Annotated in this window: 22 protein-coding genes; 15 read left to right on the top strand and 7 right to left on the bottom strand. The window is 67.4% G+C overall.

The window, feature by feature from the left end; translation table 11 throughout:
• The first annotated feature begins 118 nt into the window (after positions 1-118).
• Together RPB_RS00690 and RPB_RS00685 are read left to right on the top strand one after the other, a co-directional pair.
• Complete coding sequence (locus tag RPB_RS00690) at positions 119-1,630, top strand: aldehyde dehydrogenase family protein (protein WP_011439039.1); 1,512 nt, start codon at positions 119-121, stop codon at positions 1,628-1,630.
• A complete protein-coding gene (locus RPB_RS00685) occupies positions 1,627-2,427 on the top strand; it encodes a sulfite exporter TauE/SafE family protein (protein ID WP_245258286.1) in 801 nt (266 codons plus the stop codon). The genes RPB_RS00690 and RPB_RS00685 overlap by 4 nt, the downstream gene beginning before the upstream one ends.
• A 20-nt stretch (positions 2,428-2,447) precedes the next feature.
• Here the strand turns inward: RPB_RS00685 and RPB_RS00680 are convergent, their stop codons facing one another.
• Positions 2,448-4,031, bottom strand: a complete 1,584-nt coding sequence (locus tag RPB_RS00680) for a PLP-dependent aminotransferase family protein (protein ID WP_011439037.1) — start codon at positions 4,029-4,031, stop codon at positions 2,448-2,450.
• Positions 4,032-4,251: 220 nt separating this feature from the next.
• Here RPB_RS00680 and RPB_RS00675 point away from each other — a divergent pair, with 220 nt between their 5' ends.
• The 7 genes from RPB_RS00675 to RPB_RS00645 all read left to right on the top strand — a co-directional run bounded on the left by RPB_RS00675 (position 4,252) and on the right by RPB_RS00645 (position 12,493).
• Positions 4,252-5,895 carry an amidohydrolase gene (locus tag RPB_RS00675; protein ID WP_011439036.1) on the top strand — a complete coding sequence of 548 codons (1,644 nt, stop codon included), beginning with the start codon at positions 4,252-4,254 and terminating at the stop codon, positions 5,893-5,895.
• Positions 5,892-6,848, top strand: coding sequence for a CobW family GTP-binding protein (locus RPB_RS00670; RefSeq protein WP_011439035.1), 957 nt, complete (start codon positions 5,892-5,894; stop codon positions 6,846-6,848). Before RPB_RS00675 ends, RPB_RS00670 begins: the two co-directional genes overlap by 4 nt.
• Before the next feature lie 84 nt (positions 6,849-6,932).
• The gene (locus RPB_RS00665) at positions 6,933-8,531 is read left to right on the top strand and encodes an ABC transporter substrate-binding protein (protein WP_011439034.1); all 1,599 of its coding nucleotides are present in this window, start codon (positions 6,933-6,935) and stop codon (positions 8,529-8,531) included.
• Between the two features lie 26 nt (positions 8,532-8,557).
• A complete protein-coding gene (locus RPB_RS00660) occupies positions 8,558-9,538 on the top strand; it encodes an ABC transporter permease (protein ID WP_011439033.1) in 981 nt (326 codons plus the stop codon).
• A complete protein-coding gene (locus RPB_RS00655) occupies positions 9,535-10,455 on the top strand; it encodes an ABC transporter permease (protein WP_011439032.1) in 921 nt (306 codons plus the stop codon). Before RPB_RS00660 ends, RPB_RS00655 begins: the two co-directional genes overlap by 4 nt.
• A gap of 2 nt (positions 10,456-10,457) precedes the next feature.
• Positions 10,458-11,456, top strand: a complete 999-nt coding sequence (locus RPB_RS00650) for an ABC transporter ATP-binding protein (RefSeq protein ID WP_041797837.1) — start codon at positions 10,458-10,460, stop codon at positions 11,454-11,456.
• Positions 11,453-12,493 (top strand): ABC transporter ATP-binding protein, encoded by a 1,041-nt coding sequence (locus tag RPB_RS00645; RefSeq protein ID WP_011439030.1) that lies wholly within the window; start codon positions 11,453-11,455, stop codon positions 12,491-12,493. The genes RPB_RS00650 and RPB_RS00645 overlap by 4 nt, the downstream gene beginning before the upstream one ends.
• A 36-nt stretch (positions 12,494-12,529) precedes the next feature.
• Here RPB_RS00645 and RPB_RS00640 read toward each other — a convergent pair whose 3' ends face one another.
• A complete protein-coding gene (locus RPB_RS00640; RefSeq protein ID WP_041797836.1) occupies positions 12,530-13,582 on the bottom strand; it encodes an aromatic ring-hydroxylating dioxygenase subunit alpha in 1,053 nt (350 codons plus the stop codon).
• A 50-nt stretch (positions 13,583-13,632) separates the two neighbouring features.
• A complete protein-coding gene (locus RPB_RS00635; RefSeq protein WP_011439028.1) occupies positions 13,633-14,841 on the bottom strand; it encodes an ABC transporter substrate-binding protein in 1,209 nt (402 codons plus the stop codon).
• Between the two features lie 162 nt (positions 14,842-15,003).
• Here RPB_RS00635 and RPB_RS00630 point away from each other — a divergent pair, with 162 nt between their 5' ends.
• A complete protein-coding gene (locus tag RPB_RS00630) occupies positions 15,004-15,720 on the top strand; it encodes a TetR/AcrR family transcriptional regulator (RefSeq protein WP_011439027.1) in 717 nt (238 codons plus the stop codon).
• A 62-nt stretch (positions 15,721-15,782) separates the two neighbouring features.
• On the opposite strand, the gene RPB_RS00625 is transcribed toward RPB_RS00630, so the two are convergent.
• Together RPB_RS00625 and RPB_RS00620 are read right to left on the bottom strand one after the other, a co-directional pair.
• Positions 15,783-16,193 carry a flagellar basal body rod protein FlgC gene (locus RPB_RS00625; RefSeq protein WP_011439026.1) on the bottom strand — a complete coding sequence of 137 codons (411 nt, stop codon included), beginning with the start codon at positions 16,191-16,193 and terminating at the stop codon, positions 15,783-15,785.
• Positions 16,194-16,317: 124 nt separating this feature from the next.
• Complete coding sequence (locus RPB_RS00620; protein ID WP_041797834.1) at positions 16,318-17,241, bottom strand: PepSY-associated TM helix domain-containing protein; 924 nt, start codon at positions 17,239-17,241, stop codon at positions 16,318-16,320.
• A gap of 690 nt (positions 17,242-17,931) precedes the next feature.
• Here RPB_RS00620 and RPB_RS00615 point away from each other — a divergent pair.
• Entirely contained in the window at positions 17,932-18,276 is a 345-nt protein-coding gene (locus tag RPB_RS00615; protein ID WP_041797833.1) for a hypothetical protein, read from the top strand.
• Positions 18,277-18,356: 80 nt separating this feature from the next.
• Positions 18,357-18,761, top strand: coding sequence for a hypothetical protein (locus tag RPB_RS00610; protein WP_011439023.1), 405 nt, complete (start codon positions 18,357-18,359; stop codon positions 18,759-18,761).
• A 42-nt stretch (positions 18,762-18,803) separates the two neighbouring features.
• On the opposite strand, the gene RPB_RS24440 is transcribed toward RPB_RS00610, so the two are convergent.
• Positions 18,804-18,980, bottom strand: coding sequence for a hypothetical protein (locus RPB_RS24440; RefSeq protein WP_157038758.1), 177 nt, complete (start codon positions 18,978-18,980; stop codon positions 18,804-18,806).
• Positions 18,981-19,078: 98 nt separating this feature from the next.
• Between RPB_RS24440 and RPB_RS00605 the strand changes: the two genes are divergently transcribed.
• Together RPB_RS00605 and RPB_RS00600 are read left to right on the top strand one after the other, a co-directional pair.
• Positions 19,079-19,420 (top strand): phasin family protein, encoded by a 342-nt coding sequence (locus RPB_RS00605; protein WP_011439022.1) that lies wholly within the window; start codon positions 19,079-19,081, stop codon positions 19,418-19,420.
• Between the two features lie 131 nt (positions 19,421-19,551).
• Complete coding sequence (locus tag RPB_RS00600) at positions 19,552-19,770, top strand: hypothetical protein (protein ID WP_041798475.1); 219 nt, start codon at positions 19,552-19,554, stop codon at positions 19,768-19,770.
• A 51-nt stretch (positions 19,771-19,821) separates the two neighbouring features.
• Here RPB_RS00600 and RPB_RS00595 read toward each other — a convergent pair whose 3' ends face one another.
• Positions 19,822-21,510, bottom strand: coding sequence for an MFS transporter (locus RPB_RS00595; RefSeq protein WP_011439020.1), 1,689 nt, complete (start codon positions 21,508-21,510; stop codon positions 19,822-19,824).
• A gap of 158 nt (positions 21,511-21,668) precedes the next feature.
• Between RPB_RS00595 and RPB_RS00590 the strand changes: the two genes are divergently transcribed.
• Positions 21,669-23,042, top strand: a complete 1,374-nt coding sequence (locus tag RPB_RS00590; protein WP_011439019.1) for a hypothetical protein — start codon at positions 21,669-21,671, stop codon at positions 23,040-23,042.
• Positions 23,043-23,107: the final 65 nt, after the last annotated feature.

Raw genomic sequence — 23,107 nt, 5'->3', positions numbered from 1 at the left:
ATGGCCGTGACGTCTGCGGCCAGAATCGCCGCGCCGCCGAACCGGTCCGGCCAACTGGCCCAATGGCTTGGCTGCGGCTGGACCTTCGCGCGCGAACCGCAATCGCCAAGGTGGCGGCATGATCAACATCGCCACCCGCATCGATCCCGCCATCGCCTCCGCTGTTTCCGAGACGATCACTCAACTGCACGGCCGTCACCTGATCGGCAATGCGCTGGTTCCGGCCGTGGCCGGCGCGACGCTCGAGGTTCTCGACCCCGCGACCGGTGCGGTGCTGGGCGAAGCGCCGGCCGCGACCACGGACGACGTCGCGCGGGCCGTCGACGCCGCGTCGGCGGCGTTTCCGGGCTGGGCGGCGACGCCGTCGCGGCAGCGCGGCAAGCTGCTCGCTGAAGCCGCGCGCGCCATCGCGGCGAAGTCGGGCGCGCTGGCCGCGGTGCTGGCGCTGGAAACCGGCAAGGCAATCCGCACCGAATGCCGCGGCGAGATTGCCACCGCGATCGATATCGTCACGATGTATGCGGGCCTCGCCTCGGAACTGAAGGGCGAGACGCTGCCGTTCGATCCGCAGATCCTGACTTACACCAGCCGCGAGCCGCTCGGCGTCGTCGCCGCGATCCTGCCGTGGAACGTGCCGCTGGTGCTGATGATGCTGAAGATCGCGCCGGCGCTGGTGGCCGGCAACACGGTGGTGGTCAAGGCGTCGGAAGAAGCCCCGTTCGCCACCATCGAGATGGCGCGGCTGATGGCCGAACTGCTGCCGGCCGGCGTGCTCAACGTGATCTGCGGCACCGGCCGCGATTGCGGCTCGGCGCTGGTCGAGCATCCGGCGGTCGCCAAGGTGACCTTCACCGGCTCGCAGGCGGTCGGCGAACTGATCTACCAGACCGCGGCGCGCAAAATCATTCCGGTCAGCCTCGAGCTCGGCGGCAAGAGCCCGATGATCGTCTATCCGGACGCCGACATGGCGCGGGTCGTCGCCGGCGCGATCGCCGGGATGCGCTTCACCCGGCAGGGCCAGAGCTGCACCGCGGCGAGCCGCATCTACGTGCACAACACCCTGATCGACGCCTTCGTCGCGGCGCTGCGCGATGCGGTGGCGAAGCTCGTGATCGGCGATCCGCTCGACGAGGCGACCGACATCGGCACCGTGATCTCGCAGCGGCAGAAGGCGAAGATCGAATCCTATCTGGCGCTCGGCGAACGCACCGCCGGCGCTCAGGTCGCGCGTTGCGGCGAGCTTCCGCGCGCCGGTCATCTGAAAGACGGCCTGTTCCTGCAGCCGACCATCGTCACCGGCCTGCCGGAAGACAGCCCGCTGATGCGCGAGGAAATCTTCGGCCCGGTGGTCTGCGTGCAGCCGTGGGACGACGAGGACGACGTCATCGCGCGCGCCAATGACAGCGATTTCGGCCTCGCCGCCACGGTCTGGACCCACGACCTGCGCACCGCGTTGCGCGCGGTGCAGCGGCTCGACGCCGGCTACGTGCAGGTCAATCAGAACCTGACGATCCAGCCGAATCTGTCCTACGGTGGTTTCCGCAAATCCGGTCTCGGCAAGGAGGCGTCGCTGGAGGCGATGCTCGAACACTTCACCAAGAAGAAGACCGTCGTGATCGACATGCGGTGAACGCCACCATGCAGAACCTGATCGCCGCGGCGCAGGCAAGCTTTCTCGGCGCGCTGCCGACGCCGGGCGCGATCGCGGCGACGCTCGCGGCGGTGATGGCGGCCGCGCTGTTGCGCGGCTTCACCGGCTTCGGCTTCGCGCTCGCCGCGGTGCCGCTGATGGGGCTGGTCATGGCCCCGGCCAAGGCGGTGCCGATCGCTGTGCTGCTGCAATTGCTCGGCGGCCTGGCCGATCTGCGCCGCAATCGCCGCGACTGCCACTGGCCGTCGCTGCGATGGCTGATCGTCGGCGCGGTGATCGGCTCGCCGCTCGGGGTGCTGGCGCTCAGCGTCGCGCCGGCGCCGGTGGCGCGGATCGTGATCTCGGTGATCATCGCGCTGGCGGTGCTGATGCTCGGACGCGGTTTCGCGCTCGCGGCGGTGCCGTCGCGCTTCGCCACCGTGCTGGTGGGCGCGACCTCGGGTCTGTTCAACGGGTTGGCGGCGATGCCGAGTCCGCCGGCGATCGTCTACTACATGTCGGGTCCGTTCCGCGCCGCCACGGCGCGAGCCTCGCTGCTGGTGTTCTTCCTCGCCACCTCGATCGCGGCCTTCACCAGCATCGTGGCGGTCGGCTTGGCCTCCTCGGCGGTGGTGTGGCTGGCGGTGCTGGCGCTGCCGGTGATGCTGCTCGGCACCTGGATCGGCGAACTCGGCTTCCGCCGCGGCACCGAGCGATTGCACCGCCACGTGTCGATCGTCAGCCTCGGCGTGATCGCGCTGATCAGCGCCGCCAAGGGCTTCAGCGAACTGATGTGACGCGCTGCCTCTCGCAGCAACTACTTCTTCAAATACTCCGCAATCACTTCGCCGAGGCGCTGGATGCCTGTTTCGATCCGGTCGGTGCGGATCGAGGAGAAGCCGAGCCGGAAGCAATGCCGGCTGGCGGTCTCGTCCATCGAGAACACCGCGCCCGGCTCGATTACCACGCCCTGCGCCAGCGCTTCCCGCGCCAGTGCCGTGGTGTCGGTACCGGGCGGGCAGGCGATCCAGTAGTTGGTGCTGCCCGGTCCGCGCGAGAAGCTGCAGTCCGGCAGATGTTTCGGCAGCAGGCGGTCGAGCATCTTGGCGCGCTCCAGCAGCACGCGGCCGACCTGGGCCAGATGCGAGCGATAGTGCCCGAGCCCGATGAACAATGCGGCGACGCGCTGGTTGTTGAGCGGGGGGTGGCGCAGCATCAGCCGCCGCAGCGCCCGCAGCTCGCGGATCACCGGCGCGGGCGCCACCACGTAGCCGAGCCGCAGCCCGGGTGCCAGCGCCTTCGACAGGCTGCCGACATAGAGCACGTTGCTGGCGTGATCGAGGCTCTTCAGCGGCGGCAGCGTCGCCGCCTCCGGCATCAGTTCGCCCTCGTAGTCGTCCTCCACCAGCACGACGTCGCCGGTCTCGGCGGCCTTGAGCAACTCCAGTCGCCGCTGCAGTGGCATCACCGTCGCGGTCGGGCATTGATGGCTGGCGGTGACATAGGCCAGCGCGCAACTCTGCAAGCGCTCGTCCGGCAACAGGCCCTGCGCGTCGGAGGCGAGCGGGACGACGTCGGGCGTCAGCATCCGGAAGATGTTTCGCGCGTCGGGATAGCCGGGCTCCTCGATGCCGACGCGGGTGCGGTCGTTGATGAACAGCGTCGCGATCAGATACAGCGCGTGCTGCGCGCCGATCGTCATCATGATTTCGTCGGAGCGCGCATGAATGCCGCGGCGCGGCAGCACCTGAAGCTGCAACTGCTCGATCAGCGCCGGGTCGTCGCCGTCGATCAGGTCACGCGCCCAGTTGTTGATCTCGGGGACGCTCAGCGCGGCCCGCGCGGATTCGCGCCAGTCGTTGGTCGGAAACAGGCTGGGGTCGAACTGCCCGAAGATGAAAGGGTAGGGCTGCGCCTGCCAGTCGGCGGGCTTGACGATGTTGCGATGCGCCGACGGCTGCACCGCGTAGCGCGCGGCCCAATGCGCATCGTCGCGGCTCGCCGCCTCGGCAGGCTTGCCGGCGCCGGAGGCGACCTTCTTCGACAGGCCGGCGACAAAGTAGCCGCTGCGCTGCCGCGACACCAGGAAGTTCTGGTCGACCAGCTGCTCGTAGGCGATCACAACGGTGTTGCGCGACACCTTGAGCACCGCGGCGAGATCGCGGCTCGACGGCATCCGCATCCCGAGCGGCAGCCGGCCGTCTTCGATCGCGGTGACGATGATCTGGCGGATCTGCAGTTGCAGAAACGACCCGCCGCGATCCATTCCGCGGAATAAGGCGCCCCAGAACAGCGCATCGCTGTTGCCTAACGATGCGGCATTCGCGGAGGCATTTGCCGAACGATCGAGCGAACCGTTGCGACCGGCTTCCTGATAAGCGAGCTGTGCGAGCTTTCCCAAGACGCTATAACTTTCCTTGACGATCTACCATGCCGGCACAGCGGACCCGGTGGAGTGCTGTATCCGAGTATGTCTGTTTGCAACTGAGAAGCAAGAAGTCTGCCATCGAGCCCGGCGCTGGGCGGATGGCACTGGCTCCATTCGTGCGGGGCATCTGGCGCTAGTGCGGTCCGGTGGATCGCTTCACGTTCGCAACTGAAATCCGGAGAGGCTCAGCAGCGTGAACCACGACACCGTCGTCTACTCGGCCCGCAACATCATCACGATGAACCCGTCGCGTCCCGCTGCTACGCATGTTGCGGTGCGAGACGGGCGGATCGTCGCAACCGGCACGGCGGGCGAGTTGTGCGTCGGCGGCGCGCGGCTCGACAATCGTTTCGCCGACAAGGTGTTGATGCCGGGCTTCGTCGAGGGCCACAGCCACATCATGGAAGGCCTGATGTGGAAGCTTCCCTATATCGGCGCGTTCGACCGCCGCTCGCCGGAAGGCCGCATTGTCGCCGGTGTCCCCGACATCGATGCGATCGTCGCGCGGCTGCAGCAGGCCGAAGCGCTGCTGCAGGAGCCCAACACGCCGCTGTTCGCCTGGGGCTTCGATCCGCTGCATATCGGCGGCAAGATGCTGACGCGCCAGGACCTCGACCGGGTGTCGACGACGCGCCCGGTGGTCGTCGTCCACGCCTCGTTCCACATCAACAACGTCAACACCACGACGCTGGAGCGCGCCGAGCTGTTGCACGCCACCAATATCTCCGGCGTCGTCGCCGGCGCCGACGGCCTCGCCAGCGGCGAACTGCAGGGCATCCCGGCGCGGATGCGGCTGTTTCGGTCGCTCGGCAACAATCCGCAGACCGGCAACATCACCGCCGCCGATGTCGCGCGCTATGCCGCTTCGTGCTGCGTCCAGGGCGTCACCACGGTCACCGATCTGCACAACGACATGTCCGACCAGACCGTCGAGGTGTATCGCGCCGCGACCGAGGCCGCCGATTTCGGCGTGCGATTAGTTCCGGCGCTGGCCGCGGTGTCGCACACGCCGGAGCAGGGCGTCGCCAAGATCGAGGCGCTGCGCCAAGGCGGCAACGACCGGCTGCATTACGGCATCGTCAAGCTGGTGGTCGACGGTTCGATCCAGGGTTTCACCGCGCGGCTGCGCTGGCCCGGTTATCACAACGGCGTCGCCAACGGGCTGTGGTACATCGCGCCGGAGGAACTGCCGCGGCTGGTCGGCGCGTATCACCGCGCCGGCATCCAGCTCCACATCCACACCAATGGCGACGAAGCCACCGAACTCGCGCTCGATGCCATCGAGGCGGCGCAGATCGATACCCCTCGGCCTGATCACCGTCATACGCTGCAGCACTGCCAGATGGCCGACGCCGCGCAATTCCGGCGGATGAAGGCGCTCGGCGTCTGCGCCAATTTGTTCGCCAATCACGTCTACTACTGGGGCGACTCGCACTACGAACTGACGATGGGCCCGGAGCGCGCCGCAAGGCTCGACGCCACCGGCACGGCGCAGCGCATCGGCGTGCCGTTCGCGATCCATTCGGACGCGCCGGTAACGCCGCTGGCGCCGCTGTTCACGGCGTGGTGCGCCGTCAACCGGGTCACTTCGGGCGGTCGGGTGCTCGGCCGCGACACCGAGGCTCTGACAGTGCCGCAGGCGCTCGCGGCGATCACCATCGGGGCGGCCTATACGCTGAAGATGGATCATCTGGTCGGCAGCATCGAGACCGGCAAATTCGCCGATTTCGTCGTGCTGGAGGATGATCCGCTCACGGTGGCGCCGGAGCGGCTGAAGGACATCGCGATCTGGGGCACCGTGGTCGGCGGCGTCGTCCGGGAGGCGCCCCGGGCATGACGGGATCGTCCGCGACCATTCCCGTCACGGTGATCGGCGGCTTTCTCGGCGCCGGCAAAACCACTTTCGTCAATCATCTGCTCGCCACCGGCAGCCCGCGCACCGCGGTGCTGGTCAATGATTTCGGCGAGATCAATGTCGATGCGACGCTGATCGCCAGCCACGATGGCAGCACGATGACGCTGACCAACGGCTGCATCTGCTGCAGCATCGGCACCGGCTTCATCGACACGATGTGCAAGGTGCTCGACGCCGAGGTGCCGTTCGAGCGCATCGTCATCGAAGCCTCGGGCGTCGGCGATCCGTGGAAGATCGCCGAGATCGCGCTGATCGAGCCGAGCTTGCGGCTCGAGCGCGTCGTCGTCTTGGCCGATGCCAGCCGGATCGTACAACTGATCGACGACGCTCGCGTCGGCGACACCGTGTGCGGGCAGTTCGCGCAGTGCGACGTCGTACTGCTGAACAAGAGTGATCTGGTCGATGTGGCCGGGCTCGCTGCCGCACGCGCCGCGTTGCTGGCGCTGCGCCCCGGTCTGCGTATCATCGAGACGTCGCGAGCGGCGCTGCCGACATTGGCGTCGCTCGACGTGGGCGCTGCAATGTCGGCTTTTCGCGCCGACTCGCCCGACGCTGTGCCGCGCGATCACGGCGCCGCGTTCCGGAGCTGGGCCTATCGCCGCGACGGCGCGTTCGATCGCGCCCGGATCGCCGGCGCATTGGCGGCGCTGCCGCCGGAGCTGCTGCGGCTGAAGGGGTCGTGCCGGCTCGCCGGCGAGGCCGGCGCCCACGTTTTCCAGTTGGTCGACCGGGCATGGTCGCTGACGCCGCCGGCGCCTGATCAGCCTGTGTCCCCGGGCATCGTGCTGGTCGGCGTCGGCACCTGCGATTTGCCGCCGCCGGCGGTGCTCGACGCGATCCTCGATCGCGCGCTGGCGGCCGGAGCCTCGTCATGAGCGCCGGTCTCGTCGTTTTGCCGATACGCACGCCGTGCGCATCGATCATCCTCGCCCTCGAACCTTCACAGCGGAGTTGAATCCATGAAGTTGACGAAGCGGTCCTTTGTTATCGGCTCCCTCGGAGGCCTGGCGATGCTCGGCCTGCCGGCCGATCTGCGCGCGCAGCAGGCCGGCGGCGGCACGTTGGTGATCGGCTCGACGCAGGTGCCGCGGCACTTCAACGGCGCGGTGCAGTCGGGCATCGCCACCGCGCTGCCGAGCACGCAGATTTTCGCCAGCCCGCTGCGCTTCGACGAGAACTGGAATCCGCAGCCGTATCTCGCCAAATCCTGGGAGGTCGCGCCCGACGGTCTGTCGATTACCCTGAAGCTGGTCGACGACGCGGTGTTTCACGACGGCAAGCCGGTGACCTCCGAGGACGTCGCGTTCTCGATCATGACGATCAAGGCCAACCACCCGTTCAAGACCATGCTGGCCGCGGTCGACAAGGTGGAGACGCCCGATCCGAAGACCGCGGTGATCAAGCTGGCGCATCCGCATCCGGCGCTGCTGCTGGCGATGTCGCCGGCGCTGATGCCGATCCTGCCGAAGCACGTCTACGGCGACGGCCAGGACGTCAAGGCGCATCCGGCCAACCTCAAGCCGATCGGTTCCGGCCCGTACAAGCTCGCCGAATACAAGCAGGGCGAGTACTACACGCTGGAGAAGTTCGACAAATTCTTCATCCCGGGCCGTCCGAAGCTCGACAAGATCGTGGTGCGGCTGATCTCGGATCCGAACGCGCTGATGGTCTCGGCCGAGCGCGGCGAGGTCCACGCCGTGCCGTTCGTCACCGGCGTGCGCGACATCGACCGGCTGGAGAAGTCGAAGAACCTCAAGGTCGTCGACAAGGGCTTCGCCGGTCTCGGCGCGCTGAACTGGCTCGCCTTCAACACCAAGAAGAAGCCGCTCGACGACGTCCGCGTCCGCCAGGCGATCGCCTACGCGGCCAATCGCGACTTCATCGTCAACAAGCTGATGGGCGGCAAGGCGATGCCGTCGACTGGGCCGATCGCGCCGGGCTCGCCGTTCGAGGAGAAGAACGTCCAGCTCTACAAGTTCGACGTCGCCAAGGCCAAAAAGCTGCTCGACGAGGCCGGCCTCAAGCCGGACGGCAACGGCGTCCGCGCCACGCTGACGATCGACTACCTCCCGGGCAGCGACGAGCAGCAGCGCAACGTCGCCGAATACATGCGCTCGGCGCTGAAGCGTGTCGGCCTGAACCTCGAAGTCCGCGCCGCGCCCGACTTCCCGACCTGGGCGCAGCGGGTCTCGAACTTCGACTTCGATCTGACCATGGACTCGGTCTACAATTGGGCCGATCCGGTGATCGGCGTCGACCGGACCTATCTGACCTCGAATATCCGCAAGGGCATCATCTGGTCGAACACGCAGCAATATTCCAACCCGAAGGTCGACGAGATCCTCGGCAAGGCCGCTGTGGAGACCTCGGCGGAGAAGCGCAAGGCGCTTTATTCGGAGTTCCAGAAGATCGTCGTCGACGAGGTGCCGGTGTTCTTCATCAACGCCGTGCCGTTCCACAACGCCTTCGCCAACGGCCTCGGCGGGCTGCCGACCACGATCTGGGGCGTCGTCTCGCCGCTCGACGAAGTGCACTGGGTCACGCCGCCGAAGACCTGAACCCAACCGGGTAGACAGACAGCACCATGACGCTCCTCACCCATCTGTTCGGAAAACTCGCCAACGCCGCGGCGCTGCTGCTCGCGGTGCTGGTGCTGAATTTCTGCTTGATCCATCTTGCACCGGGCGATCCGGTGCAAGTGATCGCCGGAGAGATGGGTGGGGCGTCGGCGGAAGTGATCGCCGAGTTGCGCGCCAAATACGGCCTCGATCAGAGTCTGCTGCAGCAGCTCTTCACCTATCTCGGAAACGTCGTTCAGGGCGATTTCGGCTATTCTTACTACTTCAACCAGCCGGTGCTGAACCTGATCGCGCAGCGGCTGCCGGCGTCGCTGTATCTGGCGCTGTCGTCGCTGTTCACCGCGGTGGTGATCGGCACGCTGCTCGGCGTGGTCAGCGCGCGCCGCCCGAACGGGGCGCTCAGCCACGTCGTCACGGTGCTGTCGCTGACCGGCTATGCGGCGCCGATCTTCTGGACCGGACTGATGTTGCTGTTGCTGTTCGGCTCGGTGTGGCCGGTGCTGCCGGTCAGCGGCATGGCCGACGTCGTCAACCCCAAGGCCGGCTTCGCCTATGCGCTCGACGTCGCGACCCATCTGGTGCTGCCGTCGCTGACGCTGGCGCTGGTGTTCATCGCGCAATATTCGCGGCTGGCGCGCGTCAACATGATCGACGTGCTGTCGGCGGATTACGTCCGAACCGCCCGCGCCAAGGGCCTGCCGGAACGCGTGGTGATCTTCAAGCACGCGCTGCGCAACGCCCTGATCCCGATCGTCACGGTCGTCGGGCATCAGTTCGGCAATCTGTTCGCCGGCGCGGTGCTGGTCGAGACGGTGTTCAGCTGGCCGGGCATGGGGCGGCTGGTGTTCGATTCGATCCTGCGCCGCGACTATCCGACGCTGATGGCGGTGCTGTTCTTCTCCGCGGTGATGGTGATCGCCGCCAATATCATCACCGACCTGGTGTATCGCCTGGTCGATCCACGTATCCGCGCGGGGGCCCGATGAGCACGCTCGACCAGACGCTGATCGTGGCGCAGACCGCGCCGCCGCCCGCGGCGCCGGGCGCACTGCCGGCCGCCAAGGCGGTGTCGCCGGCCAGCGCCGCGTTTCGTCAATTTCTGAAGAGCCCGTCCGGCGTCGCCGGCGCGGTGCTGCTGATCGTGCTGGTGTCGGGGACGTTGTTCGGGCCGTGGATCTATTCGCTCGACCCGCTGGAAATCGTCGGCCTGCCGTTCACGCCGCCGTCCGCCGATGCCTGGCTCGGCACCGACTATCTCGGCCGCGACGTGCTCGCGGGGCTGGTGCATGGCGGCCGCGCGACGCTCACGGTCGGCGCCGTCGCGGCGCTGCTCACCATCGCCATCGGCGTGACGGTCGGCTCGCTGGCGGGTTTCTTCGGCGGATGGATCGACAGCCTGCTGGTGAAGATCGCCGAATTCTTCCAGGTGCTGCCGCCGCTGTTGTTCGCGATGGTGCTGGTGACGCTGTTCGGGCCGAAACTCATGACCATCACGCTGGCGATCGGCGCGGTGAGCTGGACTTCGGCGGCGCGGCTGACGCGCGCGGAATTCATGCGGCTGCGCGATCTCGATTTCATCAAGGCCTCGCGCGCCGCCGGCGCCGGCAATCTGCATCTGATCCTGCGGGTGGTGCTGCCCAATGCGCTGCCGCCGATCATCGTGTCGGCGACGCTGGCGATCGGCGTCGCCATCCTGTTCGAGGGCGGGCTGAGCTTCCTCGGCCTCGGCGATCCCAACACCATGAGCTGGGGCCTGATGATCGGCCAGAACCGCAACTACGTGCTCGACGCCTGGTGGGCGGTGACCTTCCCCGGCGCCGCGATCTTCCTGTCGGTGCTGGCGATCAGCCTGGTCGGCGACGGCATCAACGATGCGGTCAATCCGCGGCTGCGACGGAGGTGACGATGGCGCCGGTACTCGAGGTCGACAAGCTCAGCGTCAGCATGACCGATCGCCATGGCGACCTGGTCCCGGTGCTCGAGAATCTGTCGTTCACCATCGACAAGGGCAAGACCATCGCGCTGGTCGGCGAGTCGGGCTGCGGCAAGAGCATGACGGCGCTGGCGATCATGCGGCTGCTGCCGGAGGGCTTCGTCATCACCGGCGGGCGGGTCCTGCTCGAGGGCGAGGACGTGCTGGCGGTGCACAACCGGCGGATGCGGGCGCTGCGCGGCGACGCCGTGTCGATGGTGTTCCAGGAGCCGATGACCGCGCTCAACCCGCTCTATACCGTCGGCGACCAGATCGCCGAGGTGCTGTATTATCACCGCCGGATGAGCCGCAAGGACGCCGCCGAGCAAGCCGTGCAGTTCCTGAAGGCGGTGCAGATCCCGGCCGCCGAGCAGCGCGCCAAAGCCTATCCACACCAATTGTCCGGCGGGATGCGGCAGCGGGTGATGATTGCGATGGCGCTGGCCTGCAAGCCGAAGCTCTTGATCGCCGACGAGCCCACCACCGCGCTCGACGTCACCGTGCAGGCGCAGATCTTCGATCTGCTGGCCAAGCTGCAGGACGAGACCGAGACCGCGATCGTGCTGATCACCCACGATCTCGGCGCGGTCGCCGAACTCGCCGACGACATCGCCGTGCTGTATGCCGGCCGCTGCATCGAGACCGGGCCGTCGCACGAGATCGCCGCCGCGCCGCGCCATCCCTACACCCGCGGGCTGCTGGCCTGCGTGCCGCATCTCGCCGTCGGCGTGGCCAAGCCGCCGCAATGGATCGATCTCGGCGAGATCCCCGGCATGGTGCCGTCGCTCGGGCAGCGCGGGCCGGACTGCGCATTCCTGCCGCGGTGCGCAAATGCCCGCGACGTCTGCCGGTCGCGGCCGCAGCCGCCGCTCGACGCGGTCTCGACCGGGCACGCGGTGTCGTGCTGGCGCGCCGAGGAGATCGCGGCATGATGATTCACGAAGACCTGCGGCCCGACGACGCCAGCCCCTATCTGCTCGACGTCAACGACCTCGTGGTGCATTTCCGCACCGGGCGGAAGCGCCCCTGGGGCAAGCCGTCCTTCGTGCACGCCGTCGACGGCGTCAGTTTCCGGGTCCGGCGCGGCACCACCTTCGGCATCGTCGGCGAAAGCGGCTCGGGCAAGTCGACCACCGCGCAGGCGATCATGCGGCTGGTGCCGTCGACCTCCGGCCAGATCGTGTTCCGCGGCGAGGACATCATGCCGCTCAGCGGCGAGCCGCTGCGGCAGGTGCGCCGCCATGTGCAGATCGTGTTTCAGGATCCGTTCTCGGCGCTCGATCCGCGCCGCCGCGCCGGCGACCAGATCCGAGAGCCGCTCGATCTGCTGCAGATCGGCACCAGCCGCGAACGCGACGAGCGGGTGCGGCAATTGCTGGCCGAGGTCGGGCTGCCGCCGGAGGCCGCCGACCTGTTTCCGCATCAGTTCTCCGGCGGCCAGCGCCAGCGGCTGTGCATCGCCCGGGCGCTGGCGCCCGAACCCGAACTGATCGTCTGCGACGAGGCGGTCTCGGCGCTCGACGTCGCGATCCAGGCGCAGATTCTGAACCTGCTGAAGAAGCTGCAGCGCGAGCGCGGGCTGACCTACATCTTCATCTCGCACGACCTCGGCGTGATCCAGCAATTCTGCGACGAGATCGCCGTAATGTATCTCGGCAAGATCGCCGAGCAGGCGCCGGCCTCGGCGCTGTTCACCGGGCCGCGGCATCCCTATACGTGGTCGCTGGTCTCGGCCGCGGTGCCGCCCGGGCCGCTGCGCGACGAATTGAAGGCGAAGTATCTGGTCAAGGGCGAGCCGCCGTCGCCGGTCGATCCGCCGCCCGGCTGCCGCTTCGCGCAGCGCTGCCCGTTCACGATCGAGCGTTGCCGCGAGGAATTGCCGTTCCTCGACGCGACCGGGCCGGAGCACTACGTCGCGTGCCATCGCAAGGACGAACTCGGCGTGCCGGACTTTGCGCCGAAGAGCTGAGCCTCAGGAGCGCCGTCGCCCCAGTCTGCGCGGCGCTCACTCCGCCGGAATCGCGGCCCTCGGTTCGGCTTCCTCCGCGACCATGCGCTCGACGATCCGGCGCATGCGTTGCGGGGCGACGTCGATGCCGAGCCGGATCCGCTTGAAGCCCGGCCGGGCCCGATCGACCTGCTCGATGCGCTCCAGGATCTCCTTGTCCTCGTTGAAGGCGATGCGGAAATCCGCATGCAGCCGCTGATCGACGTCGGGATCGTTCAGGGCGAAATTGCGCACATGCAGCCAATGGTCGATGCAGCTGTGATCGTCGACCGGGGTGATGAAGTGGCAGGCGAAGATCCGAAGCCCGGCGTCGCGCTGCTCCGGATCGGCAATCGCGCCCGCCTCGGCGCTGCCGAAGTCGATCACCGCAATGCTCGGCGCGCGGTAGTCGTAATAGTGCCAGCGATCGACGTGGCCCGTGAAGCTGCCGTACTTTGCGAACAGCGGGATCGGCGGCGCGTCGTTGATCCAGCGCCAGACCAGCACGCCGCGCGCGTTGACCGTGTGTTCGACCGGAATCTCCTCGCTCGCCGCATTGCCGAGCGTCGACAAATGCACGAAGCTGACATGGGCGGGGTCGCACAAATTGTCGGCGAGGTTGAGATAGTTGGTGCCGATCCGAAGCGCGTCGCCATGGGCCGCGTGCCAGTCCGGCTGGCCGTATTGCGGCAGATCGTAGATCAGCGCGGGGTCCGCCAGCGCGGGATCGCCGGGCCAGATCCACACCAGGCCCATCTTCTCGTGCAGCGGATAGGACGGCACGCGGGCGTTGGGCGGGATGATCGGCTGGCCGGGAATCCGGATGCAGCGGCCGTCGCGTGCGAAGGTCATGCCGTGATAACCGCACTCGATCGCATCGCCCTTGAGCTTGCCGATCGACAGCGGCGCCAGCCGATGCGGGCAGACGTCGTCGAGCGCGATCGGTTCGCCGGCCTCGCTGCGGTAGACCACGAGATCGATGCCGAGGATGCGATGGCAGCCGAGCGCGCGCGTCACGTCGCGTGACCATGTCAGCGGATACCAGTTGTTGCGGGGGGCGATCAGTTTCATTCCGGAGTCTTTCACGGCGTGTGGCGTTGTGATGAGGGCGATGGCCGGCGCTACTCTTTGATTTTGGCCAGAACGTCGGCGTCCGACGGCTGGTGAGTGGCGCCGTCGACATAACGCCAGTCGGTCATCACCCCCTGGCCATCCCTCACCGCCAGCTTGCCGATGTAGATGCCCAGCGTGGACTGATGGTCGACGGCACGGAACGAGATCGGCCCGCACGGCGTGTCGATTTTCAAGTGCTCCATCGCCGCGAGAAGCGCTTCGGTCTCGGTCGAGCCGGCGGTTTCGATCGCTTTGGCGAGCACCAGCGTGTTGATGTAGCCGATCAGCGCACCGATGTTCGGCGCATCCTTGAAGCGCGCCCGATAGGCCTCGACGAAGGCGCGGTGCTCTGGCGTCGCGATCTCGTTCCACGGATAGCCGGTCACGATCCATCCCTCGGGCGCCTCGTCCTTCAGCGGCGCCAGATATTCCGGCTCGCCGGTCAGGAGGCTGACGACGGTGCGGTTCGCAAACGTCTTGCGCGTGGTTCCCTCCCGCACCAGCCGGGCGAGATCGGACCCGAAGGTGACGTTGAAGATCGCCTCCGGGTTATCGGCGGCCATCGCCTGCACGACCGAGCCCGCATCGATCTTGCCGAGCGGCGGCCATTGCTCGGAAATGAACTCGACATCAGGTCGGAGTCGCCGCAATTCCTGCTTGAAGTTGGAGACGGCCGCCTGCCCGAACTCGTAGTTGGGTGCGATCGTGGCCCAGCGCCGCGCCGGCAGCTTGGCGGCTTCCTGGGCCAGGATGGTGGTCTGGGTGTAGGTCGAAGGCCGCAGCCGGTAAGTGTAGCGGCTGCGCTTGTCCCAGATCAGCGCGTCGGTCAGGGGCTGCGAGGCCAGGAAGAAGATCTTCCGCCGTTTGGCGAAATCGGAGACGGCGAGGCCGACATTGGAGAGGATCGTCCCGGTCAGCAGATCCACGTTCTCCGCGTCGACCAGTTGCGCGGCCTGCGTGATGGCCGCGTCGGGCTTGCCGGCGTCGTCGCGGGAGATGATCTGGAGCTGCCGGCCCAGCACGCCGCCTTTGCCGTTGATCTCGTCGCGCGCGAGCTCCCAGCCCTGCCGATAGCCACGGGCGCCGATCGGCAGAGCCGAATAGCTGGAGACGTCGCCGATCCGGATCGGTGGTTGATCGGCGGCGTCGGCCCGCCAACCGCTCGCCATCAATGCCACCGCGACCGAGACCAGTTTCACCGCGAAGCGCCCAGCCATCCCGAACCTCCATGACCCCGTTGCAATTGAATGTAGTACTTACTACATAACAGAATGCGTTCTGGAGGTATTGTCAACGCCCAAGAAGTGGCAAGGCTTGCCAAAAGAACGGGCAAACCTATGATCCCGGCGCCGACTCAGGCGGGCTCGAGGTGGGGACGGATGGCCAGCGAAACGGACGTCGCGGCGCGGGAACTCGCGGCTCCTCGCCGCAAGGCTGCGGCGAAGCGAAACACCTCGGCAAAGCCGCGCCGCCGGACCCGGACGCCGGATCAGACGCGCGAGGCATTGTTGCGCGCCGCGATCGCCGAATTCGCGCGGGAAGGCTACGGCGGCGCGCGGGTCGACCGCATCAGCAAGGCGGCGAAGAGCAACGATCGCATGCTGTATTATTACTTCGTCAGCAAGGAGAAGCTGTTCCACCACGTCATCGAGCACTGCTATGCTCAGCTCGTCGCAAGCGAGGAGGCGCTCGACCTCGATCTGACGCGGCCGCGCGAAGCGCTCGCCGCGCTGGTCGCGTTCAACTGGCAGTACTATTGGGAAAATCCGGAGCTGCTCAGCATCCTCGCGTCGGAAAATCTGTTCAAGGGGCGCCACGTCAAGAACAAGATCCGCGACGTGTTCGCCAATGCCCAGTTCGGCCTGCTCGAACGGATCTTGAACGCCGGCATCGACCGGCGGGACTTCCGGCCGGACTGCGACCGCACCTTCATCTATCTCTCGATCCTGTCGCTGACCTATTTCTATCGGTCGAACCTCTACACGCTGTCGAACTACATGCAGATCGACCTCGCCGATCAGGAGCGGCGCAAGGCCTGGCTGGCCCACGTCCAGGCGATGATCGAGGATCTGGTTCGGCGCCGGGACGATCGCTGATGTGCTGCCGGGAGTTCGGCGATGCGCGCTCCGGCGGTGCCGGATGAGCCCGTCGGCCGGTGCTACGCCGTGGTGTCGAGCAACGCCTTGGTCATGTCGCGGTCGGCCTTCAGCGTCGCGAGGTTTGCGGTGTAGCTGTATTTGGCGACCATCTGGCCGATCAGTTCCTGCGCCAGATCGACATTCGGTGCCGCGACCATGCCGCTCTCATCAGCGAACGGCGCCTGGGGATCGGCGATCGCGATCGTGCCCGGTGTCGTCGGGGTGACGCTGGTCTGCGTACCGCTGCCCGGGACGGCGGTCTGTGTTACTTGCAGCGGCGTGTAGGCCTGCGGCGCGCCGGCGGGCACCGCGCCGTTCGCCGTCGGCAGCGCGCCGGTGGACTGCTGATTGGCGACGTTGCTGGCGGAGACTTCGAGCCGCCTGGTCGCGGCCTTCAGCCCGGAGACGGCAATCGCGGAAATGCTGGACATGAGGCGCTCGCAGCGGTGGAGATCGGCCCCAACCTAATGCCCGCACCGCGGAACGATCCGTTCACCGCACCCCGACAATGCGAGCAATCCCGTTAAGCCGCCGTCAGCCATCGCGCCTCGGCGATCAGGCCGCGCCGGTGGCGGCCGTCCCGCTCGCCGTCCTCGTCCCCTGCGGGCGTCGGCGCAGCCTGCGGCGCGACCACAGCAGCACGCCGGTGATCAGCAGGCCGAACAGCACCACCGAGACGGTCACATTGAGCGCCCCCGAGATCAGCGCGGACCAATTGCCCTCGTGCAGCAGCCGCGGCCAGTTGCGCGGCAGCGGCGTGACGCCGTCGGCGGTGAAGCTGTAGGCGCGCAGTTCGCCGCCTTCGTAGATACGCGCCATCATCCGCCCGCCGCGATTGGCGATCATCGCCAGATGCGCGACGTCGTGCGATTGCGCGACCGCGCGGACGGCGTCGGCGAGCGGCAGCGGCGCCCTGGCCGCAGCCGGCGGCGGTGCGCTCTGCAGCGTCAGCCCGAACGCCAGAAACAGGCCGGTGATTGGGCTCAGCAGCAGCAGCGGCAGCGTGAACCACGCCGCGCCCTTGTGCCAGCCGGCGAGGCTGTTGCGCAGCCGCGGCAGGCCCATCAGGATTCCGATGCCCATGATCACCACCAGCGCGATGGTGGAGGATATCACCAGCCACTCGTAGCCGAGCAGACGCTCGTGGGTGCGCCGCGCCCACAGCAGCACGTCGCCGACCGGATCGGACGCCGCCGCGGCTTCGCCGGTGGCGAGGTCGATCGTCGGCGCATTGACGCCCATCAGGCGCATCTGCTGTCCGCCGGCGTTGATCGCGAGACCGCGCGCCTTGCCGGCGGGATCGTAGCGCTGCAGCAGGCCGGTGATGCGCTCGGCGTCGACCATGCCGGCGGGCAGGCCACGGCTCTGGATGATCGGTTCGACCGACAGGATCAGCCCGGTGAAGATGATCGCGATCAGCGGCAGAGCGAATACGAAGGTGGTCCAGCGGTGCAGCTTGAGAAGCAAGGCGTTGTTCATCGGATGTCCAATCTTCAGCGATGGTGCGAGCGATGGCGGTTCCGACACGGGGGCTCCGATCTGCCCGCGGCGTCGCCACACTCGGCAGAGGCTGTCTAGCGCCTTCAACCTATCGGGCCGCTGACAAACGCGACATCGCGTGCCAGGGATCCGAAATCATCATGGCTCACGATGCCGACAATGGCGGCGCCTGATATCGACCGATCGGTCGCGACGCGGATCGGGCCGTGCGAATCACTTGGCCGCGCTGATGTGCGTTGCGGCGAATCATCTGCGTGCATTGCGGCGCGTTGTCCGGAATGTCCCGGACGAAGGATGCCCAACTAACTGACAACGACGCCGTGGCGATCGCGGCGCGTTGCAACGTCGCCATTCGTGCGAGTCCACTGCCGAGTTCCCGCTGGTGGTGGCAAGCACGCCGTCTGCCGGTTTGGTGACATCCCGGCAGTCACCGAAATACGCTCGGTTTGCCAGACCGATAGACATCGGTATCGTGCTTCGTGCAGGGCCTGCGCGGCGGATCGTCTGCGCCCGCCGCGGAACTTGGTCGGCGTTTTTGCGGGCTGCCGCCCGGCTTCGCGGGTCCGGCATTTAGTCTGATTGAACTTGTCACTGTTGAAATTCGCGAGTGTTGCTACGATGCTGCAGTTAAGACCGGTATCGTGCAAACCCAACTGGTATGGAGGTAGTATGCGCTCCTCAACGATGATCCTGCTCGGCTCCTTCGCCCTTGTTGCTGCGCTCGCGGTCAGCGACCGCATCGGCGGCCCGAGTGGCGTGCTGATCGAACCCGCCGTCGCCGCGACGCCAGTGGCTCCGCCGCCGCCGCCCGCGTTTCGCACCGTGACGTCGTCGTCGTGCTCGTCGAATGGCTGCCCGACCACCTGCGAGGCCGACGAGGCGCTGATCTCGGCGATCTGCGTCGGCTCCACGGGTGCGAAATTCAGCGACAATCTTCTGATCGAGAACGGACAGATCACCGCGAGCTGCGGCCCGTCCTCGACGGCCATCGTGGTGTCCTGCGCCCGCAAATAAGCGCCGCCGGCACTTCTCAAAGAGGGCTGCGCGGTCGGGCGTCCGACGCGGAGCCCTCTGCAGTATCAAGGGTCAAACCGATGCAAAACTGGTTCGTCGCACTCGCCGTTGCGGTGCTGATCGTCGTCGGCTTCGCTGCCGGACCGATGTCCGTCGTCGTCGCTTTCTTGTCGTTCTGGGTCACGCTGTATCTGGTCTGGGCCTATGAGCTCGGCTTCAAGGACACCTGGGCGCGCTACGGCCTCAACCGCGTCAAGCCGCCGTTCTGGGCCGAAGAGAACAAGGTCTGGTTCTATCCGATCTTCGGCGATCGCGTGAAAGTGGTGAAGGCGGCCGCGGTGGCGCTGCTGATCGTCGCCTTCAGCCTGATGCTGCCGGTGTCGGTGGTGCGGATCGCGACGCTGGTCGTGCTGGCCTGGTACGTCACCGAGATCTATCGCGCGCAGAAGAGCACCGATCAGCTCGATCGGGCGCGGTTCAACTGACGCCGGGCGCGACGGTCCGCGCAAGCGATCGTCCGGCCGGGTTCACGCGCTGCAACGAACGATGCGGATGTCGTCCCGAGGCTCGCCTGCACCGGCGAGCCGTCGCAGGATGGTGTCACGGGCGCATGGCTCGACCCGATCGCGGCTCGTGGCTTGCTCGAGGAGGACGTCGTGCGCGCGCGATTCGTCGCGCGCGTCCGCCTGTTGCCGGCCGGCCATTTTTCAAACGGTCTCCGCCGGCACTGGACGGCGCGAACGATTTGTAGATCAATAGAGCGATACGATAGCAACGACGTTTGCGGCCCGAGGAGATTGCGATGGCAGACAAGAACTCATCCGACGTCATCCTGAACATGATGTCGAAGAACCTCGATCAGGCGCGCGGCGCGATGAACAACTATCTGCAGTTCATCGAAAAGAGCATGTCGGTGTCGCCGGTCGGGGCGAGCAGTCAGGCCAACACGCTCAAGGACTATGTCGAAAAGAACATCCAGGCGACCTTCGATTTTTCGCAGCAATTGCTGCACGCCAAGGATTTCCAGGACGTCGTCCGGATCCAGACCGAGTTTCTGCAGACCCAGTTCCGGGTGCTGACCGATCAGGCCAAGGACGTGGTCGAGATGACCAAGCCGACGGTGATCGTTCCCCGCGACGGTTAGTTCGTCCCGGCCCGGCGCCGCCAATTCGCTTGCCCCAATTCGCTTGCCCGGCGGCGCGGTGGGAACTAAACCAGCCGCGCCCGACTTGCCGCATGCTTCGTGCAAGTCGTTCACGCATTTGGATGGCCGCCATGTTGAAATCGGTTGTTACGGTCGCTTCGCTCTTGCTGCTGGTGTCCGCGGCGCAGGCTCAGTCCGGCCGCCCCGACCCCGGCTGCGGCCGCGACGTCTCGCGGTTCTGTCGCGCGGTGATGGACCAGGGCGACGGCGTGATCCTCGCCTGCCTGCAGAAGAACCGCGCGCGGCTCAGCAAGACCTGCGCCAAGGTGCTGACCGACAACGGCCAATAGTCGCGGGCCAGTAGCCGCGGGCGAGTAGCCGCGTGTCGGTCGCGGCGTCCTTCAGGTCGAGCCGCCGCTGACGCCGGCGACCGGCAGCACTTCGGTGCCGGTGGCGCGATCGGGCGAATCGTCCTTCCAGCGCACCGATCCGAACGGCCGCTCCAGCATCCGGCGGACCCGGATCGGGTCTGCGCCGCGGTGGAACGCCATCGCGCGCTGATGCAGATTGCGATCGTCCTGGGTCGAGCGGTTGCGCTGCCGCAAGTAGTCGAGCCAGGTCGGGCAGTGATAGCGCTCGGTCCACAATTCCGGATCGGCGATGTCGCGGGCGATCGACCAGCCATAGGCGCCGTTGCGCTGGCGGCTGAGCTGCACCTGCTGCATCACCCCGTGAAACGCGCGGGCGTCGTCGGGATCGACGCGGTACTCGATCTCGACCACCAGCGGTCCGCTGCGCGGCGTCAGCGCCAGCCGCACTTCCGGGTCGGCCAGGAGGTCGGCGTCCTCGATCTGGGTACCGACCGCCGGCATCCGCAGCCACAGCCCGAGCAGCGGCGAGACGACCATGGCGCCCGCCGAGATCAGCATCGACGGCGCGACGCCCGAGAGATCGGCGACGTGGCCCCAGCCCCAGCTCCCGATCGCGATGCCGCCGGCGATCGAGGCCTGGAACGCCGCCAGCGAGCGGCCGGCGACCCAGCGCGGCGCCGACAGCTGCACGCCGATGTTGAACAGCGCGATCGCCAGCATCCACACCGCGCCCGCAATCACCAGCGCCGCGGCGGTGAGTATCGACCAGCGGCTCATCGCCACCGCCGCCATCGCCACGCCCATGATCAGCGCGCAGCTGCGGATCGCGGCCTCGCTGCTCATCCGCTCGCGCACCATCCCGACATAGAGCGCGCCGATCACCGCGCCGACCCCGAACGCGCCGAGCAGGATGCCGTAGGTCTCGGCGCCGCTCTTCAGCAGGTCGCGCGCCACCAGCGGCATCAGCGCCAGCACCGACGAGCCGGCGATGCCGGTGATCAGCGTTCGCGCCAGCACGATCCGGATCGACGGCGAGTTGGCGATGTAGCGCACGCCGGTCACGATCGCGCGGTTGAGCCGCTCCGGCGGCAACCGCGGCGGCTCGCTGACCCGCCGCCACAGCAACAGCACCGCCAGCAGCGGCAGATACAGCACCGCATTCGCCGCGAATGCCGCGACCGCGCCGGCGCTTGCCACCACGATGCCGCCGACCGCGGGGCCGAAGCTGCGGGCGATGTTGTAGCTGATACCGTTCAGCGCCACCGCGGCCGGCAACGCCTCGCCCGGCACCTGCTCGCTGACCGAGGCCTGCCAGGCGGGGCCGAACAGCGCCATGCCGGTGCCGATCACGAAGCAGAAGGCGAGCAGGATCTCCGGCGTCACCAGGCCGAGATGCGCCAGCACCGCGAGCGCCGTGGCGCCGCCGAGGCCGAGCGTCAGCGACGCCAGCCCGACCAGCCGGCGGTCATACATGTCGGCGATCGCGCCGGCCGGCATCGCCACCAGCATGATCGGCAGCATCAGGGCGGTCTGCACCAAGGCCACCTTGTCGGCCGAGGACGTCATCTGGGTCATCGCCCAGGCGGCGCCGACGCCGTTGATCATCAGGCCGAGATTGGACAGCAGGCTGGCCAGCCAGATCCGCCGGAACAGCGCATAGCGCAGCGGCGCCGCGACGCCGCCGGCGGAAAATGCGCCACGCTTCGGCCTGCCCGTCATCAAAGCCGTTCCATTCGACGCTATCCTCGCCGCTTGCGCCGATTCCCGGCGCTTGATTGCAGTGATGCCTGCGAACCTCCGGGCCTGTCCAGTGCCAACCGCCCCTTGAACGGGCCCAAGCGCCTGCTAGGGTTTGAAAAAATCAGGGAGAAACCAACGTGCACAGCTCCAGGCGCAGCATCTTGAAGGGACTCGGGGCGCTGCCCTTGGTGTTCGGCGGGCCGAGTTTGCGCGCCTTTGCGCAGGGGCCGGTCGCCGCGTCGCCCGAGACCCCGGTTCCGCCGATCCTGTTCGTGCACGGCAATGGCGATCATGCGGCGCTGTGGATCACGCAGATCTGGCGGATGGAATCCAACGGCATCGCAAGGCTACGGCTGGCGGCACTGAACTTCACCGATCCGCTGGCGCGCACCGACGACGGCGTGGCGCAGCCCGACCGGTCCTCGACCGAGGACCAACGCCGCGAGCTCGGCGTCGCGATCGCCGAGCTGAAGCGTCGCACCGGCGCCGCCAAGGTCGCCCTGGTGGCGAGTTCGCGTGGCGGCAACGCGGTGCGCAACTACATCAAGGTCGGCGGCGCCGCCGATGTCTCGCACGCGGTGCTGTGCGGCACGCCCAATCACGGCGTCTATGCCTGGGATGCGGGCCTCGGCAACGAGTTCAACGGCAAGGGGCCGTTCCTGCGTGGACTCAACGAGGGCGAGTCGGAAGTGACGCCGGGCGTGGCGTTCCTGACGCTGCGCAGCGACGGTCTGGACAAATACGCGCAGGCCGACGGCCGCTTCCTCGGCAAGCCGGGCACGCCGACCGGCGTGACGGCCGAAGGTCCCGAACTGCGTGGCGCGACCAATCTGGCGCTCAGCGCGCTCGACCATCGCGAAGTCGCTTTTCATCCGCGCGCCTTCCGCGAGATCTACAAATTCATCGCCGGCCGCGAGCCGGATCTGATCGCGATCGCGCCGGAACGGACGGTGCAGCTCAGCGGGCTGGTCACCGCTACGCCGGGCGGCGTGCCGACCAATCGCCCGGTTGCGGGCGCCGGCGTCGAAGTGTTTCGCGTCGCGCCCGATAGCGGCGAGCGCATCGGCGCGGCGCTGTACAGCGGCAAGACCGGCCCCGACGGCCGCTGGGGCCCCGTCGATACGCAGCCGCCCTGGCCGCTGGAATTCGTGCTCAGCCAGCCCGGCGAGATGATCACCCATATCTATCGCTCGCCGTTTCCGCGCTCCTCCGATGTCGTGCATCTGCGCGCGGCGCGGCCCGCCGCCAAGCCGGAGGCCGAGACCGGCGCGGTGGTGATGCTGTCGAGGCCGCGCGGCTATTTCGGCCTGCCGCGCGACATCGTGCTGCTCGACGGCCAACAGCCAGCCGACGTCAAGCCGGGCGTGCCGACCGATGCGCTGACCACGGCGAAGCTGCCGGCGTCCGAGGTCGGACGCGCGGTGGCTGGCCATTTCAACGAGGAACGCATCGTGGCGCGGGCGTGGCCGCTGGCGGAGAACCGCGTCATCGTGGCGGAACTGACCTCTTAGGCAGGCCTTCCCGGCGCCCGGTTTGCTTCCTAGCTTGAGAGGTGAGGAAACCGAGACGAGGAGAG

The organism is Rhodopseudomonas palustris HaA2 (assembly GCF_000013365.1).
Lineage (GTDB): Bacteria > Pseudomonadota > Alphaproteobacteria > Rhizobiales > Xanthobacteraceae > Rhodopseudomonas > Rhodopseudomonas palustris_J.
This window is presented reverse-complemented; position numbering and strand designations above follow the sequence as displayed.

Excerpts from the sequence above, each read along its gene's own strand:
- RPB_RS00665 (WP_011439034.1), top strand. The coding sequence starts at position 6,933 with ATGAAGTTGACGAAGCGGTCCTTTGTTATCGGCTCCCTCGGAGGCCTG.
- RPB_RS00630 (WP_011439027.1), top strand. The coding sequence starts at position 15,004 with ATGGCCAGCGAAACGGACGTCGCGGCGCGGGAACTCGCGGCTCCTCGC.
- RPB_RS00610 (WP_011439023.1), top strand. The coding sequence starts at position 18,357 with ATGCAAAACTGGTTCGTCGCACTCGCCGTTGCGGTGCTGATCGTCGTC.
- RPB_RS00615 (WP_041797833.1), top strand. The coding sequence starts at position 17,932 with ATGCGCTCCTCAACGATGATCCTGCTCGGCTCCTTCGCCCTTGTTGCT.
- RPB_RS00650 (WP_041797837.1), top strand. The coding sequence starts at position 10,458 with ATGGCGCCGGTACTCGAGGTCGACAAGCTCAGCGTCAGCATGACCGAT.
- RPB_RS00655 (WP_011439032.1), top strand. The coding sequence starts at position 9,535 with ATGAGCACGCTCGACCAGACGCTGATCGTGGCGCAGACCGCGCCGCCG.
- RPB_RS00635 (WP_011439028.1), bottom strand. The coding sequence starts at position 14,841 with ATGGCTGGGCGCTTCGCGGTGAAACTGGTCTCGGTCGCGGTGGCATTG.
- RPB_RS24440 (WP_157038758.1), bottom strand. The coding sequence starts at position 18,980 with ATGGCCGGCCGGCAACAGGCGGACGCGCGCGACGAATCGCGCGCGCAC.
- RPB_RS00640 (WP_041797836.1), bottom strand. The coding sequence starts at position 13,582 with ATGAAACTGATCGCCCCCCGCAACAACTGGTATCCGCTGACATGGTCA.
- RPB_RS00595 (WP_011439020.1), bottom strand. The coding sequence starts at position 21,510 with ATGACGGGCAGGCCGAAGCGTGGCGCATTTTCCGCCGGCGGCGTCGCG.
- RPB_RS00670 (WP_011439035.1), top strand. The coding sequence starts at position 5,892 with ATGACGGGATCGTCCGCGACCATTCCCGTCACGGTGATCGGCGGCTTT.
- RPB_RS00645 (WP_011439030.1), top strand. The coding sequence starts at position 11,453 with ATGATGATTCACGAAGACCTGCGGCCCGACGACGCCAGCCCCTATCTG.
- RPB_RS00625 (WP_011439026.1), bottom strand. The coding sequence starts at position 16,193 with ATGTCCAGCATTTCCGCGATTGCCGTCTCCGGGCTGAAGGCCGCGACC.
- RPB_RS00690 (WP_011439039.1), top strand. The coding sequence starts at position 119 with ATGATCAACATCGCCACCCGCATCGATCCCGCCATCGCCTCCGCTGTT.
- RPB_RS00600 (WP_041798475.1), top strand. The coding sequence starts at position 19,552 with ATGTTGAAATCGGTTGTTACGGTCGCTTCGCTCTTGCTGCTGGTGTCC.
- RPB_RS00605 (WP_011439022.1), top strand. The coding sequence starts at position 19,079 with ATGGCAGACAAGAACTCATCCGACGTCATCCTGAACATGATGTCGAAG.
- RPB_RS00660 (WP_011439033.1), top strand. The coding sequence starts at position 8,558 with ATGACGCTCCTCACCCATCTGTTCGGAAAACTCGCCAACGCCGCGGCG.
- RPB_RS00620 (WP_041797834.1), bottom strand. The coding sequence starts at position 17,241 with ATGAACAACGCCTTGCTTCTCAAGCTGCACCGCTGGACCACCTTCGTA.